Origin of the sequence: Planococcus chinensis (genome assembly GCF_020071995.1) — a bacterium.
In the GTDB taxonomy this organism is placed as follows: Bacteria; Bacillota; Bacilli; order Bacillales_A; family Planococcaceae; genus Planococcus; species Planococcus chinensis_A.
Map to the genome: position 1 here is coordinate 164633 of NZ_JABWTK010000005.1, position 21439 is coordinate 186071.

Genomic DNA, 21439 nt, shown 5'->3' on the forward strand with positions numbered 1-21439 from the left:
TCCCTCCAATGTGTGTAAGTGCTTTCATTAACTAGTAAAAGTATACCGTATAGCCGATATTCCGGTAATGGCAAGGATGCACAAAGATCTGGGGAGTCTTCGTGCATCTTGACCAATGTCAGCGGATTCCGTTGATCGAACCGCTTGCTGCGGGTTGATTCAAAGTCTGGATAAACCGGTCGAATGCTTCTTTTTCTTTTAATACACCGGCGTCTTCAAGGATGCGGACGAACTTTTTGCCCAATTCTTTTTGCAGGAGCGCTTCCGCTTCTGCGCGCTGGGAAAGCGTGCCGTATTCTGCTTTCAACTGTTCAGCCCAGTCCAGATGGGGAGGAGAGACGCTGTCTGCATTGCCGAGCAGGAATTCCTCGATTTCCGCCAGTTCCTCTTTTAAGCGGGGCGGCAGAACGGCAAGCCCCATTACTTCAATCAAACCGATGTTTTCTTTCTTGATGTGATGGACATCTGCGTGCGGATGGAAAATCCCCGACGGATGTTCCGCTGTCGTGCGGTTGTTTCGGAGCACCAAATCGATTTCAAACAGTCCGCTGCGTTTTCGCGCAATCGGCGTAATGGTGTTGTGCGGCGTGTCGCCAGTGAACGCCAGTACATCGGCTTTTTCATCCGAGTACGTTTTCCACTTCTGCAAGATTTCGTCCGCTGCATCGACGAGGCTGCCGGTGTCGCTGCCTTTCAAGCGGATCACCGACATCGGCCATTTCACGACGGATGCCGCGATGTCCGGATAGGCGGCCAATGGGAAGGCAAACGCATCTTCCGCTTTGGTCATGGCAAACTCGTAGCGCCCGGCCTGGTAATGGTCGTGGCTTAAGATGGAGCCTCCGACAATCGGCAAATCCGCATTCGAGCCCACAAAGTAATGGGGGAAGCGTTCGGTAAAGGCAAGCAGGCGTTCAAAGCCATTGCGGTCGATTTTCATGTCGCGGTGTTCTTCTGAAAGCAGGATGCTGTGTTCGTTGTAATAGACGTAAGGCGAGTACTGGAAATACCAGTTTTCACCGGCAAGCGGCACCTCAACGACGCGGTGGTTGGCGCGTGCCGGGTAGCCGATGCGCCCCGCGTAGCCGACGTTTTCCTTGCACAAGAGGCATTTCGGGTAAGAGAGCGTCTGTTTCATCTTGCGTTCGCGCTTGATCTGTTCCGGATCTTTCTCAGGCTTAGACAAATTGATCGTAATGTCCATTTCGCCATACGGGCTATCCGCTTTATAAGAAATGTTTTTCCGGATGCGGTTCATTTGAATGTAGTTGCTGTTTTGGCTCAGTTCGTAAAAATAATCCGTTGCCGCTTCCGGCGACTCCGCGTATTTTTCATCGAATGCTGCATTGATGGCAGAAGGCCGTGCGACAAAACAGTTCATGATATTCGCTGACAGCATTTCTTTGTCGTCAAAGATGTCTTCGATGACGCCTTTTTCTACGGCATAGGCAACCAAAGTTTCGAGCAGGTTCGGGATGGTGTCGTCCGCCGGTTCGAGCGCTCCTTTGGGGAATGATTGCAATCCAAGCAGGTACATCGCCTGGTTGCGGGCATAATCGCTGTCTGCGGCTTCAATGAGTCCCATCTTTAAGGCTTTCTGGACAAGTCCGGCAAGTGTTTGATAGATCATTTCAACACTTCCTTTTCGTAGCCGGACGGATTTTTGGAATGCCAGTTCCAGGCGTCTTCGATGATTTTTTCAACGGACGTATGAACCGGATTCCAGCCGAGCACGGTTCTCGCTTTGTCCGAACTGGCAATCAGGATGCTCGGGTCGCCTGCACGACGGGCTCCCGTTTTTACCGGGATTTCTTTGCCAGTCACCGAACGGGCGGCGGAAATCATTTCGTTGACGGAAAAGCCTTGGCTGCTCCCTAAGTTAAAGACATCGCTGTCGCCGTCTTGTCTCAAATAGTCGAGCGCCAGTAGATGCGCACGGATTAAGTCTTCGACGTGGACGTAATCGCGGATGCACGTGCCGTCTGCGGTATCGTAATCATCGCCGAAGACGGTGATTTCGCTTCGCTGCCCAAGTGCTGTCTGCAAGATCAACGGCACGAGATGGGATTCCGGGCGGTGGTCTTCACCGATTTCGGCGCCTTCTCTTGCACCTGCGACGTTGAAATAGCGCAGCGACACGAATTTCAAGTCATGTGCAAGGCCGGTCCACTTCATGAGCTTTTCCATGGTGAGCTTGGTTTCGCCGTATGTGCTCGTGGGATTGGTCGGCATCGTTTCGGTGATCGGCACCGCTTCCGGTTCGCCGTATGTGGCGGCGGTGGAAGAAAAGACGATTTTCCCGACGCCGTGCTTGGTCATTGCCTGCAGCAATACCTGTGTTCCGTAGACATTGTTGTCGAAATACTTCAAAGGATTCTCCATTGATTCGCCGACCAGGGAATTGGCAGCAAAATGGACGACTTCGTCAATCGTTTCTTTTTCAAAGACAAAATTGAGAAACGCGGCGTCCCGGATATCGCCTTCGTAAAATACCGCTTCCGGGTGGACCGCTTCCCGGTGGCCCGTTTCCAGATTGTCGACAACAACAACCCGCGTTCCTTGGTCGATCAATTGGTAGACCGCGTGCGATCCGATATATCCAGCTCCGCCTAATACTAAAACCGTCATGGTCAAAACTCCTCTACAAGTTCTTTGGCGCCATCCGAAATTTTCGCCTCATAAAAAGAAGGGGCGTAGCCAAACGCTTCGGTATAGCTTTCCGCTATTGTTTCTTTCAAACTTTTCACTTGTTCCTGTTCGACGATGGCAATCGCACATCCGCCGAAGCCTGCCCCGGTCATCCGTGCGCCGATAACGCCGGGATGGGCCCAGGCCGTTTCGGCAATGTGGTCGAGTTCCGCACCCGTCACTTCGTAGTCGTCCCGGAGCGACAGGTGGGAGGCGTTCATCAATTCGCCGAAGCGCTTGAGGTTGCCTTTTTCCAGTTCATCGAGCGCGAGCAGCGTCCGTTCGTTTTCCGAGACGGCGTGCTTCGCCCGTTTGCGGTTCGTGTCGCTGCCAATCAGATGCTGGTACTGCTCAAATTTCTCGTTCGTCAGTTCGCCGAGGCTCGTGACGGGCAGTTCCGCACGCAAATCTTCCAGCGCCTGTTCGCATTCGCTGCGGCGTTCGTTGTACTTCGAGCCGGCCAGTGTCCGCTGCTTGTTGGAGTTGATGATGACAATCTCGTGGTCATTTAATTTAACCGGCGCGTAGCTGTACTTCAAGGTTTGGCAATCCAATAAAATCGCCGCATCCTTTTTGCCTTTGCCGATGGCGAACTGATCCATGATGCCGCTGTTGACACCGATATAATCGTTTTCCACCCGTTGCCCAAGCTGGATCATCTGCAGGCGGTCGATCGTTAAATCGAACAAGCCTTCGAGCACCACGCCGGTCGCCATTTCAATGGAAGCGGAAGAAGAGAGGCCGGCACCATTCGGGATGTTGCCGTAAAACAGGATGTCCATGCCGGAAGAAATGGGAAATTCGTTGCCTGTAAACTGCTGGATCATCCCTTTCGGAAAGTTCGCCCAGCCGTGGTCCGGGTTATAGGACAGGTCGCCCAAATCGCATTCGATGATGCCTTCTTCCGGAAAATTCATCGAATAGAACCGCAGCGTTTGGTCCGGGCGTTTTTGGGCAACCGCATATGTACCGAACGAAATCGCTGCCGGAAACACATGGCCGCCGTTGTAGTCGGTGTGTTCGCCGATCAAGTTGATGCGCCCCGGTGCAAAGAAGAAGCGCGGTTTCTCCGCCGTTTTGAAAACGTCTTTAAATGTTTGAGCCACGTGCTGTTGAATCATTGTCTTCCACCCCAATACTTAATAAATTAATTTAATTAACATGAGTATAAAGGAATTTGGTAAACTATTCAATAATAAGAATGAAAACTCTTACAATTTAGCAACATGAACCAACCGGAGGGATAGACATGCGCCAAGGCAGCTTTCAATGGATGAAGTCGGTGAACAAATCGATTATCCTAAACAAAATCAGAAAAGACGGGCCGATCTCGCGCGCTCAGATTGCACGGGAAACAAAACTGACACCGCCGACCGTCAGCAGCAACGTCAAAGAGTTGATCGACCAGAAAATCGTCGAAGAAAGTGATTTCGGCGAATCGCTCGGCGGACGGAAACCGACGATGCTCGTCATCAACGACCACGCATTCACCATCATCGGTGTGGACGCCGGGCCGGAACACATCGAATGCATCGTAGCGGACCTGGCAGGGAAAGTCCTGAAACGGTCGCAGACGAAGCTGGAGCTGCCCATCAACAGCGAGCAGTTTCTCGTCGCCTTGAAAAGCGGTATTGCAGAGTGCCTGGACGGGACTTCGGATAGAGAAGAAAACATCATCGGCATCGGTGTCGCGATGCACGGCGTAGTGGATGTCGAACGCGGCGTTTCGCTGAATGCACCAATTCTTGGCCTCGCCAATATCCCGATCAAAGAAGAGCTGGAACAGGCATTTGGCCTGGATGTGAAAGTGGAAAACGATGCACGCGCCATGGCGCTCGGCGAATACTGGTTTGGCAACCACGGCGAACTGGAAAGCATGCTGGCGGTGAACGTGGGCAGAGGCGTCGGAGCGGGCCTCATCATCGACGGGAAACTGTACCACGGCTTTTCGGATATCGCGGGGGAAATTGGCCATATGACGATCGATCTGCACGGCGAAATTTGCGAATGCGGCAACCGGGGCTGCCTGCAAACCTTTGTCACAGGACCAGCCATTGCCCGGAAAGTGACCAATAGAGGGGCAGCGAATCCACTGACCGCCGAAACTGTCTACAAACTGGCGGTCGGCGGCAACAGACAGTTTGCAGACATCCTGAAAGAATCCGGACAAGCGATGGGCGTCGGGCTGACCAACTTGATCCACATCGTCAACCCGGAAAAAATCGTCCTGGGCGGCGGCGTTTCAAAAGCCGAGCAATTCATCTTGCCGGCAATCCGCGAAACGATCCAAGCGTCGGCACTGACGCCTTCTGCAAGTAAAACCCAAGTGGAAGTGACGAAACTCGGGGACGACGCCACATTGATCGGCGCCATTACCTTGCTGCTGGTCGATCTATTTGAACTGAAATAAAGAAAGCGTCTATCTTTGGAGAAAGAAGTGGTGGGATGATCGACAACTTGAAAAAAATATACCCTTCCTTGGTCGTCTATCAAGAAGAGAGCCAAGGCCTGGATGACAACTACAGCTGGTTCAGAACAGAAGCCGGTGAAATCATCGGCATCGAAAAAAGCGAACTGAGCCCAAAAGACCTGTCAGTGCTCGCCGCGTTCATGGCGCCTTACCGCAGCGATGTTCCTGTCCTGACGCCCGACGAACAAAAATGGCGAAACGCGATTGACTCGGACGGTGCAGACCCGCTGGAAACGGCAGGGGCATACCGCTTTGTCTATTTCTCCATCAAAGAAAACCAGATCAGCCCGGAATTATTCAAAGATGCGCTCGCTGAACTGTTTCCCGGCGACGTCCCGATTCTATGGGAAAATGGCCACGAAGGGATTCTGATTGAGCAGGAAAGCATCGGCAGCGACAGCATTTCCTATGAAGACATCATCAATATTTTGATGAGTGACTTGTACATCAAGATCCATTTCCTGGTCGGCCCTTTTCGCACCGGGCTGGAGCAGGTCAGCCGGTACCATACGTTTATGCTGACGGCGGCCAAAGCCATTTTTGCCGAGTCCAATAAAGCCGTCGCGAATCTCAGCGATGCCGTGCCGTATTTATTGATCGACCAGGCGAATGTGGACCACTACCGCAGCATCCGGGAAATGATCCTGCAGAATTATGCCGATGACGAAGAAACTTTGCGGATGATTGAAGTGTTCACGAAATACAATTTGAACGTTTCCGAAACCGCCAAAGCGCTCCACCTGCACCGAAACTCTCTGCAATACCGGCTCGACCGGTTCACCGAAAACACCGGCATCGACATCCGGAAATTCCACCAGGCGATGGCCGTTTATTTGGCACTGCTCGTTAAGGTTTGACTGAATCCACTTTCAGGAGGTCAGCAAGGATGAAGAGAAAAGAATGGAAGGCTATTGCTGCCGGCTACCGTCATTCGGTGGCGCTCAAAACGGATGGCACCGTGCACGTGTCCGGAGACAATAAAGACGGACAATGCGACGTCAGTGATTGGCGCAACATCATAGACATTGCAGCCGGCAGCGCGCATATCGGCAGTTCTCATACGGTTGGGTTGAAAAGCGACGGAACAGTGGTAGCCACTGGCTGGAACAAATACGGCCAATGCGAAGTGGATAAATGGAATGAAATCGTATCGATTGCCGCAGGTTGGCGCCGTACCGTTGCAATCAAAACGGACGGGACGGTCCTGGCAGTGGGCCAAAACAACGAAGGCCAGTGTAATGTGGGAGACTGGGAAGACATTGTGGCGGTCTCGGCCGGCGACTGGCACACAATCGGGTTGAAAAGTGACGGAACGGCAGTCAATGTGGGGAACAACCGCTACGGCCAATGCAATCTTAGTGATTGGCACGATCTGGTGGGAGTTGCAGCAGGTTACTTGCATACGGTTGGACTGAAAAGGGACGGCTCGTTGGTTGCGGTGGGTTCCAATAAAGACGGTCAATGCGAGGTAAGTGGCTGGAAGGATATTGTGGCAATCGCCGCTGGAAGCAATCATACAGTCGGTTTGAAGTCGGATGGCTCAGTCGTAGCTGTTGGACGAAACAATCAAGGGCAGTGTGATGTGAGCGATTGGTGCGATATCATCGCGGTTTCAGCAGGCTACGCCCATACGATTGGCTTGAAAGCAGACGGCACCGTGGTTGCGGTTGGTCGAAACGATGAAGGGCAGTGCAATGTGAGCGAGTGGAGCGGCATTGGACTGCCGGGCAATTAGTGGTGGTCATCAAAGAAGAGCTTGAAAGAGAGCTAATATATAGAAGTAAAAGATTGAGCGGAGCGATTCCGTTCAATCTTTTTTATTTGCGGCAGGCAAGTTTTAGCAGGAAAAAACTCCACCTCTAGCGAATTTGTGGCTATACCTGATCGACTGAGAAACAGTGTGAAAGATCCAATATTTAACTACCGGTAGTTTAATGCTTGGAGTTGAAGACGCAGAAGAAAGGAAAGGTGGGAGGAATGAAGGCAGTCACGAAAATCTTCTGGATAGGTGCGGTGATGTTGCTGATGACAGGCTGCGGGAATTCGAATGAAGAATCTGCACCAGATGCTTCGCAAGAAAGTCCGGCAACTGAAACCACAGAAAAAGATTCATCCGAAACAAAAGATAACACATCAAAAGATGAAGGGGAGGAAGCGGATATGGAAAAGGAAAACGAAGTCACTCCAGAAGAAGCCGTCACAACGGATCCCGATAGCACTTCTGCAGATGCAGACAATCCGGAAGAAGATGCCTTAGCTCCGTATACAAGCGAGCAGATCGAATACGCCAGGGTCTGGCTGCAGCTCGGGCCGAATCAGGACATCGACGGTTTGTACGTGGAGCGTATTTCGGCGGATACCCCGCTCAATCCCGATGACGAAACGAGCGGCGTTTACCCGGAAGATGTCATCCAGTTGGCCGGTTCCCGTTTAGTCGATGGCTCGGTTACCTATAGCGGCAACGGCGACGGCACGATCAATGTCTACAATGTGCCGCTGCGCTGGGACGGCGAGTATCCGGCGGGGGAAGAGTTCTATACGGAGATTATCGACAATACGGAACTTGTGCCGATTGATGTGGGCAAGGATGAGGCAGTCATTCGGTTGATCCAATTGCTGAAAGAGCAACCGTAATAGCATAATGATTTTTCCTGATTTCTTAAATTAGTTCAAAATTTGACTGCTTTGCCATTTATTTGATTAAATATTCAGAAAAAAGTATTGACAGCGCTTTCTTTAATGTTTAACTTAAAGATAACAAGTTAAGAGCTGTGTTGGAGACCTGGAGATTCGCACAACAAGGAGTACTTCTATCAAGGAGGGACTTTCATTGTTGTGCGTATTTTTTTTGGTCGATTTCACTGCTTTTGCTTTTTAAAAAAAGGGGTGGTATGTGATGTCGGAATTTTTAGCAGAAGTGGTTGGCACTATGATCTTGATCATTTTCGGAGGGGGTGTAGTAGCGGGAGTCGTATTGAAAGATTCGAAAGCGGAAGGCAGCGGTTGGATTGTCATTACGATTGCATGGGGGCTTGCCGTAACCATGGGGGTCTACGCAGTCGGCAGTATTTCAGGAGCCCATCTGAATCCGGCGGTAACTTTAGGGTTTGCATCGATTGGTGAATTTCCATGGGCAAAAGTTCCTCTATACATCTTAGCCCAAATGATTGGAGCCATCATAGGCGCCTCTATTGTCTTTTTGAATTATTTGGCGCATTGGAGAAGAACGGAAGACCAAGGGGCAAAACTAGCCGTTTTCTCTACAGGGCCCGCTGTGCGAAGCCCATTCTCGAACTTGGTAAGTGAAATCATCGGCACTGCTGTTCTGGTCATGGGATTATTGTTCATCGGCGCTAACCAATTTACGGATGGGTTGAATCCGTTGATTGTTGGGGCTTTGATTATCGCGATCGGCATGTCGCTTGGCGGCGCTACAGGCTATGCCATCAACCCGGCGCGCGATTTGGGGCCGCGCATCGCGCATGCTTTGCTGCCGATTCCTGGAAAAGGCAGTTCCGATTGGAGCTATGCCTGGGTCCCTGTAGCCGGACCGGTTTTTGGCGGTATTTACGGAGCTGTTTTCTACAGTGCCGTCTTCACGGGAGATTACAACTTGCTGTTCTGGATCCTCAGCGCTGTCATGGCCTTGATCTTGGTCGGTGCAGCTAATGCTGAGTTGAAGAAAGGCCACACATTGGCGAATGAACTTGAAGACAAGTTAGTGGATGATGACGAAAAAATTGCAGAAAGAACGATATGAGGGGGAAATGAAGATGAGCAAAGATTATATTTTGGCAATCGACCAAGGAACGACCAGTTCACGTGCAGTTTTGTTTAACCACAAAGGGGAAATCGTGGAAACGGCACAGCAAGAGTTTGAACAGTTCTTCCCGAAACCGGGCTGGGTGGAGCATGATGCCAGTGAAATTTGGACTTCGGTTCTGGCTTGTATAGCGGGTGTCTTGCGGAAAGCGGATGTGGAGCCGAGCCAGATTGCAGGAATCGGCATTACCAACCAGCGCGAAACGGCGGTTGTCTGGGACCGCAACACCGGCAAGCCGATTTACAAAGCGATTGTCTGGCAGTCGCGCCAGACAGACGGCATCTGCAAAGAGCTGAAAGAGCAGGGGCATGAAGAGCTGTTCCGCAAGAAAACCGGATTATTGATCGATGCTTATTTTTCCGGCACAAAAGTCAAATGGATTCTGGACAATATCGAAGGGGCACGCGAAAAAGCGGACAATGGCGATTTGATGTTCGGAACGATCGATTCCTGGCTCGTCTACAAATTATCGGGCGGCCAAAGCCATATCACCGATTACAGCAATGCCTCCCGTACATTGATGTACAATATTTACGATTTGGAGTGGGACGATGAACTGCTGGAAATCCTGACGGTGCCAAAAAGCATGCTGCCGGAAGTCCGCCAGTCTTCGGAGATCTATGCCAATACCATCAATTATCACTTTTTCGGCCATGAAGTGCCGATTGCCGGCATTGCCGGTGACCAGCAGGCAGCTCTTTTCGGACAGGCCTGTTTCGAGAAAGGGATGGCAAAAAATACGTATGGCACGGGTTGCTTCATGTTGATGAATACGGGGGAAGAAGGCGTGGTTTCTGATCACGGCCTGCTGACCACGCTCGCATGGGGCGTTGGCGGCAAAGTGGAGTATGCGCTGGAAGGCAGTATTTTTGTCGCCGGGTCCGCCATCCAATGGCTGAGAGACGGCTTGAAGATTCTGGATCATGCGCCGGAAAGTGAAGGCCATGCCACATCGGTCGAATCGACAGACGGCGTCTATATGGTGCCGGCATTTGTTGGCCTCGGCACGCCTTATTGGGATACCGATGCCAGAGGCGCGATTTTCGGTTTGACGCGCGGTACGACCAAATCGCATTTTATCCGGGCCACGCTTGAATCGCTCGCTTACCAGACAAAAGATGTAGTGGATGTCATGATCAAGGATGCGGGCATTGAGCTGAAAACCTTGCGCGTGGACGGCGGGGCCGTTTCCAATGACTTCTTGATGCAATTCCAGAGCGATATTCTGGATGTTCCGGTTGAACGCCCGGTCATCCAGGAAACGACAGCACTTGGCGCAGCTTATCTCGCAGGGCTGGCAGTCGGTTTCTGGCAAAGCAAAGAAGAAATAGCCCAGCAATGGCAAATTGACAAAACGTTTAACAGCCAAATGCCTGCTGAACAAAGCGAAGAGCTTTATAATGGTTGGCAGAAAGCGGTAGAGGCAACCAGAACGTTCAAAAAAGAAGCAGTGAAAGCACCAATCGTTATGTAAACGAACTGAAAATCGGGAGACCGGCACCATCTGCAGATTCTATTCTGAGGATGACGCCTGGTCTCCTTTCTTACTTACGGATAAAAGGGTCATTAATATTGTTTCTAAGTTATTTGGAGGTTGAAAGAGTCCTAAAGATTTGCATATTCACATTTTTATTGGGAAAACTATCGACAGTAGCTTACTGTGCTTCTCTTATAAGAATAAAAGAGAAGCAGAGAGTCATGAGGAGGTCAATCATGAAAATGTTTTTCCACTACAACTGGATGGTCCGGGAAGAATGGTACCGGTGGTGCGAAGAAATCAGTGAAGAAGAGCTGCTGAAGAAACGGACCGGCGGACAAGGCAGCATCCTCAAAACGCTTTTCCATATAGCGGATGTCGAATGGAGCTGGATTCGTTTACTGGAGGGAAAAGACGATTTTCAGGAAGGGTTCGAAAACTACAACAGCCTAGAAAAGGTGCGTCAGCTTGATGCAGCGTTCCGGCCGGAAGTCGAAAACTTTGTGGCGAACTGGGACGAGAGCATGGAACATCGTCTACTTAAGACGCCTGGACGGGATGGAACCATCGATATCGACCAGTGGGGAGAAGTGATGCGGCATGTCATCGCGCATGAGATTCATCATATTGGCCAATTGTCGGTGTGGTCGAGGGAACTGGGGAGAGAGCCGGTGTCTGCGAATTTAGTGGGCAGGGGTCTTCCGGAAAAGAATTAAAACCAATAAAACCAGAAAGCGGCAAAGCGTATGCTGCTTTCTGGTTTTTATTCTGGGGTTTTATATTGCAAAGAAAATTTATCATTAAATAAAATAAATATTTAGAATAATTAATAATTAATAAATTTTTTATGATACAATATTGAATAATTTTAAGTTGAAGAAAGGGGCGATTACTGGAATGACAACTAAGCTTTAAAGTAAATACCTAAAATAAAAAATACGAAGTGGGGGAGAAAAAATGAAACTTGGTCTTATTCCGAAATTGTTAATGGGTCTTGGCATTGGGATTTTAATTGGCTTGTTTGGTCCGGATTGGATGATTCGTTTTACGGAAACAGGAAACATGCTATTGGGGAACCTGATTAAATTCTTCATTCCATTAATAATCTTTGCCTTCGTTGCAGCAAGTATCGCAGAGTTTTCTTCAAAAGCTGGCAGGTTGCTCAGCTTTACGATTGGGATATCTTATTTGGATACCATTCTTGCATGTATGCTAGGAGCCGTGGCAGCTTATCTAATCGTCCCAGGATTCGCTTTGCAGGCTAACCAAGCTATTGAAGCGGTAGAAATCGGCGCTCCTTTCGTAGAACTGGATATCCCGCCGATCATGGGAATCATTTCAGCGCTTGTATTAGCGATTGTGGTTGGTATGGCGTCATCGTGGGGAGAAGCGAAAGTTCTGTCCGCAGCAGTTATAGAGTTTAGAAATTTAATCGAACGCGTGATCAGAGGATTTATCGTTCCTGTTATTCCGATTTTCATCGCCTGCATCTTTGCGGGTTTAGCCGCAAAAGGAGAACTCTTTGGAACAATGGCGGTCTTTGGAAAGATGCTCGCCTTGATCCTGATTTTACAAGTCGTATGGCTGGTTATTGAATATACTGTAGCGGGAGCCATTTCAAAGAAGAGTCCGTTTACGATGTTCAAAGCAATGCTTCCCGCGTACTTTACAGCGATGGGAACCATGTCGAGTGCTGTTACAATGCCAGTTTCCCTTAAGCAAGCGAAAACCGTTCCATACTTAAACAAGAAAATTGCAGACTTTGTGATGCCGCTTTGTGCGAATGTGCATCTTTCGGGAGCGGCCATGACATTGACGATCAGTGCCATTACGGTTTCTCTATTGACCACAGGAAGCCTGCCGCCGATCGGGCTGATTATTTCCTTTATCCTAATTCTAGGTGTAATTGAAGTTGGAGCGGTTGGTGTGCCTGGAGGTTCGGCTTTAGCGGCGATTGGGATTTTGCAATCAACACTGGGCTTTGATGAAGCAGCAATCGGGCTTATGCTCGCGTTGTTCATGATCCAAGACAGTTTTGGAACTGCGACCAATATAGCAGGAGATGGTGCAATTGCAATGATTGTTAACCGTTTCTTCGGTAAAGAAGATGAAGGTTCCGAAACAGCCGAAGAACCAGAAATTGCTCTTGATTTGGAGGAAGCTCGACCATGATAAACGGCTATCTGGATTTACGAAGCGATACAGTCACATTGCCGAAAGCCGAAATGATGGACGCCATTGCCAATGCCTCTCTTGGAGACGATATTATGGGGGAAGACGCAACGGTAAATGAATTGCAAAGAAAAGCAGCGGACTTGCTTGGCATGGAAGATGCCTTGCTCGTCACTTCAGGAACCATGGCCAATCAAATCGCAATTATGAACTTCGCGCAAAGAGGCCAGGAAGTCATTGTTGGAAATGAATCCCATATCTTAAATTTGGAAGGTGCAGCGTTAGCGGCAGTTGCACAAGTCCAAGCAAGACCAATGACAGTCAAAAATGGATACTTTGATCCCGAAATAGTGGAATCGTTAATTTCTTCTGGAGATATCCAACGAGCCAAAACAGCGTTGATCTCCATCGAAAATACGTATAACTTAAATGCAGGGCAAATTGTTTCCATAGAAAATACGAAGGAAATTAAAGAACTTGCTGTTCAACACGGACTGCCGGTTTACTTGGACGGTGCAAGAATCTTTAATGCTGCCGTCGCGTTAGAGGCAGCACCGAAAGATTTGTGCAAGCACGTGGATGCCGTGCAATTTTGTTTAACGAAAGGGTTGGGCTGTCCACTTGGGTCGATTCTTGCCGGCTCAAAAGAATTCATCCAACATGCAAAAATGAATCGCCAACGACTCGGAGGTGGAATGAGGCAAGCAGGAATCATAGCGGCTCCAGGCATTTATGCGTTGGATCATATGATTGATCGTTTAAAAGAGGATAATCAAAAAGCGTATCAGCTTGCGAAGAAGTTATCGGCTGTAGAAGGAATCCATATTAATTTGGACAATGTGCAAACCAATATCATTGCTGTCAATATTACCAAAGAAGACATAGACGCTGATAAATTTATTGAGCTTCTAAAAGAAAAGCAAATTAAAGTGAAGAAGATTGGCAAGAGAAAAATACGGATGATTGTTCATTACTTGATTACGGATGAAAATATCGAATATCTTTTTGAAAACATGAAAGGCATTATGAGCGGCAGCCGAACTGTTCAACATCAGCTTTTTGATTGAAAAGGGAATGCCTTTTGTACTTTAGATCTCAAATTGCTTAAGCTAATCAAAAAACCTGAAACGCAGAAAATGCGCTTCAGGTTTTTTTTTGCTATTAAAAAATTTAGTTATCTCCTATTTAAAGAATTGCTTCCGCAATCAATTTATCCAGCTTCCGGATATCTACTTTCTTGTTCAAGTTCAACTTGAACTTACCGGCTTTCGTCCACAATTCCAGCTCTGCATTCAAATCGAACGTTCCGCCGTTTTCGGATGAATACATGATGATTGATTTAAACGGAATCGTATAGACTTCGACTTTTTTGCCGGTCATGCCTTGCTTGTCTGAAATGATGATTCGTTTGTTGGTCACTACCGCAACGTCGCGGATGGTTTTATAGGCGATGTGTGCTTCTTCTCCTGCAATAAATAAATCATTGATGGAATCCGGTATATCGATTTCTTGTGTGAACGTCCAAGCCATCATGGTATTTAAATCAGCCATTCTTTATTCCCCCTTGTCGTTTATTTTAGTTTCTCATACTCAGAGAAGTATTGTAAGTATTTGTAATGTGTAATTTTCCTTCTATATGCTTCTGCTTTTTTATAAAGGTTTTTCTAGTATATACACGAATGTATTATTATGGAAGGATTTATTGATTATTTTTAAAGCATAGAATTCATCGTTATCAGATAGAGCAGAGACAATTATAAACCTGGAAGGGAGAGATCTAACGATGTGGCAAAAGCAGAAAAATACTTTCGTAACCGGCTTCTTGCTGATCCTTCTGCCACTGCTGTTTATATTTACAGGAGGAGTTCCGACTCTCAGCAGGCTGATTGGTTTAGGGGAAGGCTTTCCCTATACAATGGCTGCTGTTCTTCTCTTCATCATCTTTATCGGTTTGCTGTTCCTGATTGTCGGTGTAGCCAAAACTGTCTTTCAAAGAATAATATGAATATCCCAACTTAACACCTATTTTCTTTGTCATCATTTCATATAGCGCAAAGCAATCATATAGCTGGAAAAGAGATGATGAAGCAGCAATAAAAATTGACTACATTCATAAGGCTCTCTTCAAGCAGGTGAACCTGCTTGAAGAGAGCTTTTTATGAGAACGTTGATATTATCAATTTTTTTATTAAAATCGTAAATTGTACAAGAGTTTGTAATAAATATTGTAATAATTATTTTTTATTTATAATATATGGAAAAATTAAATAATAAATGTTATATTTGTGTTATTAATAATAAAATTCCTTAACGAACTATTTAAAAGTTTCTATCGACAAAGAAAAGTCGTATTCCAAAAACAAAGGAGGATTTTTATGAAATTAAAATTTTGGTTAGTATCATTATTAGTTATTTCTACATTCTTGACAGCTTGTGGTTCGGAATCGGCCAATAGTAATGAGAGCTCGGAAAACACATCTTCAGAAAGTGAAGAAACAGCTGAAGAAAAAGAAGCATCCAAAGACACTGAAGCGGCAGAAGAGACTGAACAAGGAGAGACTAACTCTGAAGACGTACAAGAAGATGATAGCCTTAAGGCAACAAATACTTATACAAATAAAGAACTTGGCATTACTGGAGAAATAGGGCCGATAAAATACGAAATCCCTGGAGTCCAATTAAAAATAATGGAGCCTAAAGATCAAGCAACTGCTGATTTATTTGGAGTAGGAATCGGAGAAGAGGTTCATGCATTTACAGTACAAGTTGCTGGTGAAAATACTTCAGATGAAGACATGAGTTTTTATTTAGGACAAGCGATTGCCGTTACGAATACAAAAGAACAATTAGAGCCCGATATGTTGCTCTCTGAACATATTGAGGGTGAGTATCTAGGGCAAGTAAGACATGAAGGATTTAACGTTTATATTCTAAAGAATTCAAAGGTAGATGAATTAGAAAGTATCGAACTACGAATATCAGCGCCTAGTGATAGTAACTACGAGATTGTAGGAGAAGATGTATCACATACTATTGAAGTAAATAAATAAAAGAATAATAAAGTATTAAATTATAACCTCTGGCATTTTCTCTGCTGGAGGTTTTATAAACTAAATGAATCGGAGGTCATTATAGAGGCTATTAGATAAGTTACAATGCCCCTATATATGTGGTAAAATTATCTAAATTGTAGCTCGTAATTTGAAAGGGGTAGTCCCATGGTTTATCAATCCCGAACACAGACAGAAGCACAGCTGGAAAACGAAATGATCGCCCAGCTGGCAGGGATAGGATATGAGAAAGTAGCCATTCCTGACATCAAAACTTTACAACAAAACTTCCGGCAGCAAATCAGCCGGTTAAACAAAGAAAACTTGAACGGCACGCCGCTGTCCGACAAGGAATTTGAGCGGCTGTTGTTAAAAATAGAAGGCAAGAGCGTCTACGAATCAGCCAAGTTATTGCGCATCAAGCAGCATATTTCCCGTGATGACGATAGCACACTTTACCTTAAACTGATGGATATTCAAGACTACAAAAACAACCATCTACAAGTCACCCATCAAACGACCGTCGTCGGCCGTTATACCAACCGCTACGACGTAACCGTTTTGCTCAACGGCTTGCCGGTTGTCCAAATCGAACTAAAAAGAAGAGGGCTCCATTTTGTCGAGAGCTTCAACCAGATCATGCGCTACCGGAAAGATTCCTACGGTGGTTTATTTAACTTTCTGCAGGTTTTTGTGGTCTCAAACGGCGTAGACACGAAGTACTTCGCAAACTCGGACAAAGAGCCGCTGAAGAGCTTGATGTTTTTCTGGTCAGATAATAAAAACAAGCGCATCACAAAACTCAGCGACTTTACGGCTTCTTTCCTAGACCCGCTTATGCTGCAGAACATCCTGACCAAATACATGGTCATCAACGACACCGACAAGCATTTGATGGTCATGCGCCCTTACCAGATCTATGCGGTCGAGCGCATTTTGCACCAGGCAATCGAGAAAGAAGAAAACGGTTACGTCTGGCATACGACCGGGAGCGGGAAGACGCTGACGTCGTTCAAGGCGAGTGAACTGCTCGCGCAGGAAGAAGACATCAAGAAAGTCATTTTCCTCGTTGACCGGAAAGACCTGGACTCCCAGACGATGGAAGAGTTCAACAAATTCGAGAAAGACTCCGTCGACCGCACGACGAAAACCGGCGTCTTGGTCAAACAGTTAAAAGACCCACAGCGCAAGCGCATCATTACGACCATCCAGAAAATGGCGAATGCGGTCAAAACGGAAAAATACAAAGACATCATGAAACTTTATGAGAACGAAAAAGTCGTATTTGTGATCGATGAATGCCATCGTTCGCAGTTCGGAGAGATGAACCTCCTCATCAAGCGTCATTTCAAACGAGCACAGTACATCGGCTTTACCGGAACGCCGCGCTTTGTCGAGAACCGGAGCCAGGACGGCCGCACGACTTCCGACTTGTTCCAGGACTGCCTGCATACGTACTTAATCAAAGACGCCATCCATGACGGCAACGTTCTTGGCTTTTCCGTTGAATATATCCGCACCATCAAAGAAAAAGAAGGCGTTGATGATGTCACGAAAGTGCCTGGGATTGACCAAAACGAATTGTGGATGGCAGACGAGCGCATTGAAAAAGTTGCTAAAAACATTATAGAAATCCATGGCAATAAAACACATAATCAAAAATACACGGGCATGCTGACGGTCGAAAGCATTCCGGCAGCCATCAAATACTATGATGCGTTCAAAAAGCTCAATACCGATTTGAAAATCACCACCATCTACAGCTACGGAGCGAATGAAGAAAGCGTCGAAGACCAAGAGCATTCCCGCCATGCACTGGAACGCGTCATGGGGGATTTTAATAAAGAATTCGGCACGAATCATAAGACCGATAACTTTTCTTCTTATTTCGCAGACGTCTCGAAAAAAGTGAAGACGGCACAAATTGATTTGCTCATCGTTGTCGATATGTTCCTCACCGGATTCGATGCCAAAACTTTAAGCACCTTGTACGTCGACCGGCAGCTGAAGCACCACGGCTTGATTCAAGCCTATTCCCGCACCAACCGTGTCGAAGGTCCGAAGAAAATGTACGGCAATATCGTCTGTTACCGCAATTTAAAAGACGCCACAGACGAAGCAGTCCGCCTGTTTTCACAGACGGGCGATACAGACACGGTATTGATGAAGGAGTATAATCAATATTTGGATGACTTTAGAAAACAGCTGGAAGTCATGCATGATATTGCCCTTACACCGGATGACGTTGATGAACTTGAAGGCGAAACAAAAGAGAAAGAATTCGTCGTTGCCTTCCGTGATTTGACGCGTGTCCTGACGAAGCTAAAGACCTTTGTCGATTTCGAATTTAACCCAGAAGATTTGGGCATCAGCGAACAGACCTATAAAGACTTCCGCAGCAAATTCCTGCATCTGTATGAGAAGTCGCAAAACGTAAAAGAAAAGGTATCCGTCATCAACGACGTCGACTTTGAAATCGAATTGATGCAGACCGACCGCATCAACGTCGATTATATTCTGGAACTGCTCCGCAACATCAATTACGAAAATAAAAACGAGCGTGACACCGCAGTGCGCCGCGCCATCAAAGAAGTCAATGAAGCGTCAAGCGACGAAATGCGCTTGAAACGCGATCTATTGTTAGAATTTCTAAAAGGTGTGGCACCGACCATCACGAACAACGACTCGGTCGACCAGAAATACCGCGACTTTGAAAGCGAACGTCGCAAGCGGGAAATCCAGGCAATGTCACAAGAAATTCAAGTGGCAGAAGACAAACTGGAGTATTTCATGAAAGAATATGAATTTACCGGAGTGTCGCCGGACCAGGAAATCAACGACGCCATCAAAGCGCCGTTCAAAGAAAAACGCAAACGCGTACAGGCATTAAAAGATTTCATCTATACAAACGTACGCAAGTATTCATAAAAGAGGAGAACTAAACCATGACAACTTCAGAAAAACAACGCCAGCAACAAGCTGAATTGCATAAAAAGCTATGGACAATGGCCAACGACTTAAGAGGCCAGATGGAAGCCTATGATTTCAAAAATTATATCCTTGGATTGATTTTCTATCGTTACTTGTCCGAGAAAACAGAAGCCCGCATTACGAAACTATTGGAAGAAGACAATATTTCGTATCAGGACGCTTGGCAAGATGAAGAATACAAAGAAGGATTGGTCGAAGTCTTGCTTGAAGAAATCGGCTTTGTCATCGAACCGGAATTCCTGTTTTCTTCAATGATCACAGAAATTCTGAAAGGCGACAAAGGAACGTTCGACGTGGAACTTCTGCACAAAGCCGTCAAAGCGGTTGAAGAATCGACGCTTGGCACGGATAGCCAGCAGGACTTCGAACACCTATTTGATGATATGGATCTGACTTCAACAAAGCTTGGCCGTGACGTGAAATCACGTTCCAAACTGATTGCGAAAATCATGCTGAGCATCAACGACATTCCGTTCCTGCACGACGATGTGGATATCGATGTATTGGGTGATGCCTATGAATACTTGATCTCACAATTCGCTGCGAATGCAGGGAAAAAAGCAGGCGAATTCTATACGCCACAGCAAGTTTCAAAAATCCTGGCGAAAATCGTCACACACGAAAAGCCGAACTTGAAAAACGTCTATGACCCGACTTGTGGGTCAGGCTCATTAATGCTGCGCGTTGCCAAAGAGTCAAATGTCCGCCAATTTTACGGACAGGAATTAACAACCACAACATTCAACTTGGCGCGCATGAACATGCTGCTGCATGATTTACGTTACACCGATTTTGATATCCAAAACGACAACACATTGGAAAACCCAAAGCACATCGACATGCGCTTTGAAGCAGTCGTCGCCAACCCGCCGTATTCTGCCAACTGGAGCGCAGACGCGAAATATCTAGACGACGAACGCTTCAGCAACTACGGCAAACTGGCGCCGAAATCAAAAGCCGATTTCGCGTTTGTCCAGCACATGATCCATCAATTGGACGATAACGGCACAATGGCAGTCGTCTTGCCGCACGGAGTTTTATTCCGCGGAGCAGCAGAAGGAACCATCCGTAAATTCCTTATCGAAGAAAAGAACTATCTGGATGCAGTCATCGGCTTGCCGGCCAATGTCTTTTTCGGCACGTCTATTCCAACATGTGTACTGGTCTTCAAGAAGACCCGCAAAGCAGATGATAACGTCATTTTCATCGATGCATCAAACGAGTTCGAAAAAGGCAAGAATCAGAACAACCTGACAGACGAAAACGTCGACAAAATCGTTGATACTTATAAATCGCGTGAAACAATTGAACGATATTCATATGCTGCTAGCTTGGAAGAAATCAAAGAGAATGACTATAACCTGAATATTCCTCGATATGTCGATACTTTTATCGAAGAAGAGCCGATTGATTTAGAAGCGGTTCAAGTGAGATTAAAAGAGATCGATCAGGAGATCGAGGAAATTGACCGGGAGCTTGAGGAGTACTTTAAGGAATTGGGGGTTGGTTTAAGTGAACGTACCTCAGTTGAGATTTGATGGATTTAATGAAGAATGGGAAGTAAAGAAATTGAGTGATGTTGCAATAACAAAAGGAGGCTTTGCATTTCCGAGTCAGAGATTTAAAAATGAGAAATCGAATTATCAAGTAATCAAAATGGGGAATTTATATAACAATAAATTAGATCTCGATAGATCTCCTAGTTACCTTGAAAGTATATCGAATCGGGATCAGGAATATCTGCTGAATGAAGGAGATATTATTATTACTCTTACAGGTACAGTACACAAAACAGACTTTGGATATTCCCACATGATTACTAATGAAAAGAACCTGTTGGTAAATCAACGATTAGCTTTAGTAAAAAGCAAGGCGAATAGTGATTCCTTTTTTCTGTTAAATCTTATCCGTCATAAAAGATTTCTTCAGCAGTTTTTTACGTCTTCTATAGGTGGGACAGGTAATCAAGCAAATGTTAGCACTAAGGCTATGGAAGGCTTCAGCATTGTTACCCCTTCTCTTTTGGAACAAAAGAAGATTTCTAATTTCTTCACACTGTTAAATAATAGAATAAGTAAGCAACAGGAGAAAATTGAAAAGCTGGAGCAGTTTAAAAAAGGTATGATGCAGAAGATTTTCTCGCAGGAGTTGCGGTTTAAGGATGAGGATGGTGGGGAGTTTCCGGAGTGGGTAGAGAAAAAACTTGGGGAAATGGCAGAAGTTGTTATGGGTCAATCTCCAAAAGGAGAGAACTACTCTACAGATAATCAAAATACTGTCTTGATCCAGGGGAATGCTGATATGAAGAGTGGTAAAGTTGTTCCTCGTATCTACACTTCAGAAGTCACTAAAGCTTGCCTGCCAGGGGATATTATTATGTCTGTAAGAGCACCTGTTGGTGAAATAGCTTTAACAGATAAAACAGCATGTATTGGACGTGGTGTGTGTGCCATCAGAGGGAATATGTTTGTTTATCACTTTTTATCCTACTTCAATTTAATTAAAGCTTGGAATAGTTTATCGCAGGGAAGTACATTCGAATCAGTAAATGGCGATGATATAAAAACTCTTACAATTCCTGCACCTTCTATCAAAGAGCAAGAGAAGATTGCAGAGTATCTCACAAAGTTAGAGAAAAAAGTAGAAAAAGAAAAAGAGAAGTTGATGGTTTTGGAGGAACAGAAGAGAGGATTTATGCAGGGGATGTTTGTTTAATAAGAATTGATAATTTCATCTTGCATAGATTTGTTGCTATTTTAATAAAAATT

General features: G+C 46.3%; 18 protein-coding genes. 14 read left to right on the forward strand and 4 right to left on the reverse strand.

Translation table 11 applies throughout. From position 1 onward, the window contains the following. Nucleotides 1–118: 118 nt before the first annotated feature. Genes galT through HU147_RS10075 form a run of 3 tightly spaced genes read right to left on the reverse strand, consistent with a single transcriptional unit; the run spans nt 119 to nt 3809 of the window. The gene (gene galT, locus HU147_RS10065; RefSeq protein ID WP_224076101.1) at nt 119–1630 is read right to left on the reverse strand and encodes a UDP-glucose--hexose-1-phosphate uridylyltransferase; all 1512 of its coding nucleotides are present in this window, start codon (nt 1628–1630) and stop codon (nt 119–121) included. Beyond that, nucleotides 1627–2628 carry a UDP-glucose 4-epimerase GalE gene (galE, locus tag HU147_RS10070; RefSeq protein ID WP_224076102.1) on the reverse strand — a complete coding sequence of 334 codons (1002 nt, stop codon included), beginning with the start codon at nt 2626–2628 and terminating at the stop codon, nt 1627–1629. Before galE ends, galT begins: the two co-directional genes overlap by 4 nt. Before the next feature lie 2 nt (nt 2629–2630). Further along, complete coding sequence (locus HU147_RS10075) at nt 2631–3809, reverse strand: galactokinase (RefSeq protein ID WP_224076103.1); 1179 nt, start codon at nt 3807–3809, stop codon at nt 2631–2633. 128 nt (nt 3810–3937) lie between these two features. Here HU147_RS10075 and HU147_RS10080 point away from each other — a divergent pair, with 128 nt between their 5' ends. The 9 genes from HU147_RS10080 (at nt 3938) to HU147_RS10120 (ending at nt 13697) form a co-directional block, all read left to right on the forward strand. Then, nucleotides 3938–5098, forward strand: a complete 1161-nt coding sequence (locus tag HU147_RS10080; RefSeq protein WP_224076104.1) for an ROK family transcriptional regulator — start codon at nt 3938–3940, stop codon at nt 5096–5098. A gap of 47 nt (nt 5099–5145) precedes the next feature. Continuing rightward, complete coding sequence (locus tag HU147_RS10085) at nt 5146–6015, forward strand: PucR family transcriptional regulator (RefSeq protein ID WP_224076105.1); 870 nt, start codon at nt 5146–5148, stop codon at nt 6013–6015. Between the two features lie 29 nt (nt 6016–6044). Continuing rightward, complete coding sequence (locus tag HU147_RS10090; protein ID WP_224076106.1) at nt 6045–6893, forward strand: RCC1 domain-containing protein; 849 nt, start codon at nt 6045–6047, stop codon at nt 6891–6893. Between the two features lie 242 nt (nt 6894–7135). After that, nucleotides 7136–7792 (forward strand): hypothetical protein, encoded by a 657-nt coding sequence (locus HU147_RS10095; protein ID WP_224076107.1) that lies wholly within the window; start codon nt 7136–7138, stop codon nt 7790–7792. A 262-nt stretch (nt 7793–8054) separates the two neighbouring features. After that, nucleotides 8055–8918 carry an MIP/aquaporin family protein gene (locus tag HU147_RS10100; protein WP_224076108.1) on the forward strand — a complete coding sequence of 288 codons (864 nt, stop codon included), beginning with the start codon at nt 8055–8057 and terminating at the stop codon, nt 8916–8918. Nucleotides 8919–8931: 13 nt separating this feature from the next. After that, the gene (glpK, locus tag HU147_RS10105; RefSeq protein ID WP_224076109.1) at nt 8932–10455 is read left to right on the forward strand and encodes a glycerol kinase GlpK; all 1524 of its coding nucleotides are present in this window, start codon (nt 8932–8934) and stop codon (nt 10453–10455) included. A 239-nt stretch (nt 10456–10694) separates the two neighbouring features. Further along, nucleotides 10695–11174, forward strand: a complete 480-nt coding sequence (locus HU147_RS10110; RefSeq protein WP_224076110.1) for a DinB family protein — start codon at nt 10695–10697, stop codon at nt 11172–11174. Nucleotides 11175–11415: 241 nt separating this feature from the next. Then, nucleotides 11416–12630, forward strand: coding sequence for a dicarboxylate/amino acid:cation symporter (locus HU147_RS10115; protein ID WP_036802405.1), 1215 nt, complete (start codon nt 11416–11418; stop codon nt 12628–12630). Then, complete coding sequence (locus HU147_RS10120; protein ID WP_224076111.1) at nt 12627–13697, forward strand: threonine aldolase family protein; 1071 nt, start codon at nt 12627–12629, stop codon at nt 13695–13697. The genes HU147_RS10115 and HU147_RS10120 overlap by 4 nt, the downstream gene beginning before the upstream one ends. A 118-nt stretch (nt 13698–13815) precedes the next feature. On the opposite strand, the gene HU147_RS10125 is transcribed toward HU147_RS10120, so the two are convergent. Next, the gene (locus HU147_RS10125) at nt 13816–14181 is read right to left on the reverse strand and encodes a PH domain-containing protein (protein WP_036802410.1); all 366 of its coding nucleotides are present in this window, start codon (nt 14179–14181) and stop codon (nt 13816–13818) included. 232 nt (nt 14182–14413) lie between these two features. On the opposite strand from HU147_RS10125, the gene HU147_RS10130 reads away from it, so the two are divergent. The 5 genes from HU147_RS10130 (at nt 14414) to HU147_RS10150 (ending at nt 21386) form a co-directional block, all read left to right on the forward strand. Continuing rightward, nucleotides 14414–14635, forward strand: a complete 222-nt coding sequence (locus HU147_RS10130; RefSeq protein ID WP_224076112.1) for a hypothetical protein — start codon at nt 14414–14416, stop codon at nt 14633–14635. Between the two features lie 370 nt (nt 14636–15005). Next, entirely contained in the window at nt 15006–15680 is a 675-nt protein-coding gene (locus HU147_RS10135; protein WP_224076113.1) for a hypothetical protein, read from the forward strand. 168 nt (nt 15681–15848) lie between these two features. After that, nucleotides 15849–18608 (forward strand): type I restriction endonuclease subunit R, encoded by a 2760-nt coding sequence (locus HU147_RS10140; protein WP_224076114.1) that lies wholly within the window; start codon nt 15849–15851, stop codon nt 18606–18608. A 17-nt stretch (nt 18609–18625) separates the two neighbouring features. Continuing rightward, complete coding sequence (locus tag HU147_RS10145; protein WP_224076115.1) at nt 18626–20209, forward strand: type I restriction-modification system subunit M; 1584 nt, start codon at nt 18626–18628, stop codon at nt 20207–20209. Beyond that, nucleotides 20184–21386: a restriction endonuclease subunit S gene (locus HU147_RS10150; RefSeq protein WP_224076116.1), complete on the forward strand. Its 1203-nt coding sequence runs from the start codon at nt 20184–20186 to the stop codon at nt 21384–21386. Before HU147_RS10145 ends, HU147_RS10150 begins: the two co-directional genes overlap by 26 nt. Nucleotides 21387–21439: the final 53 nt, after the last annotated feature.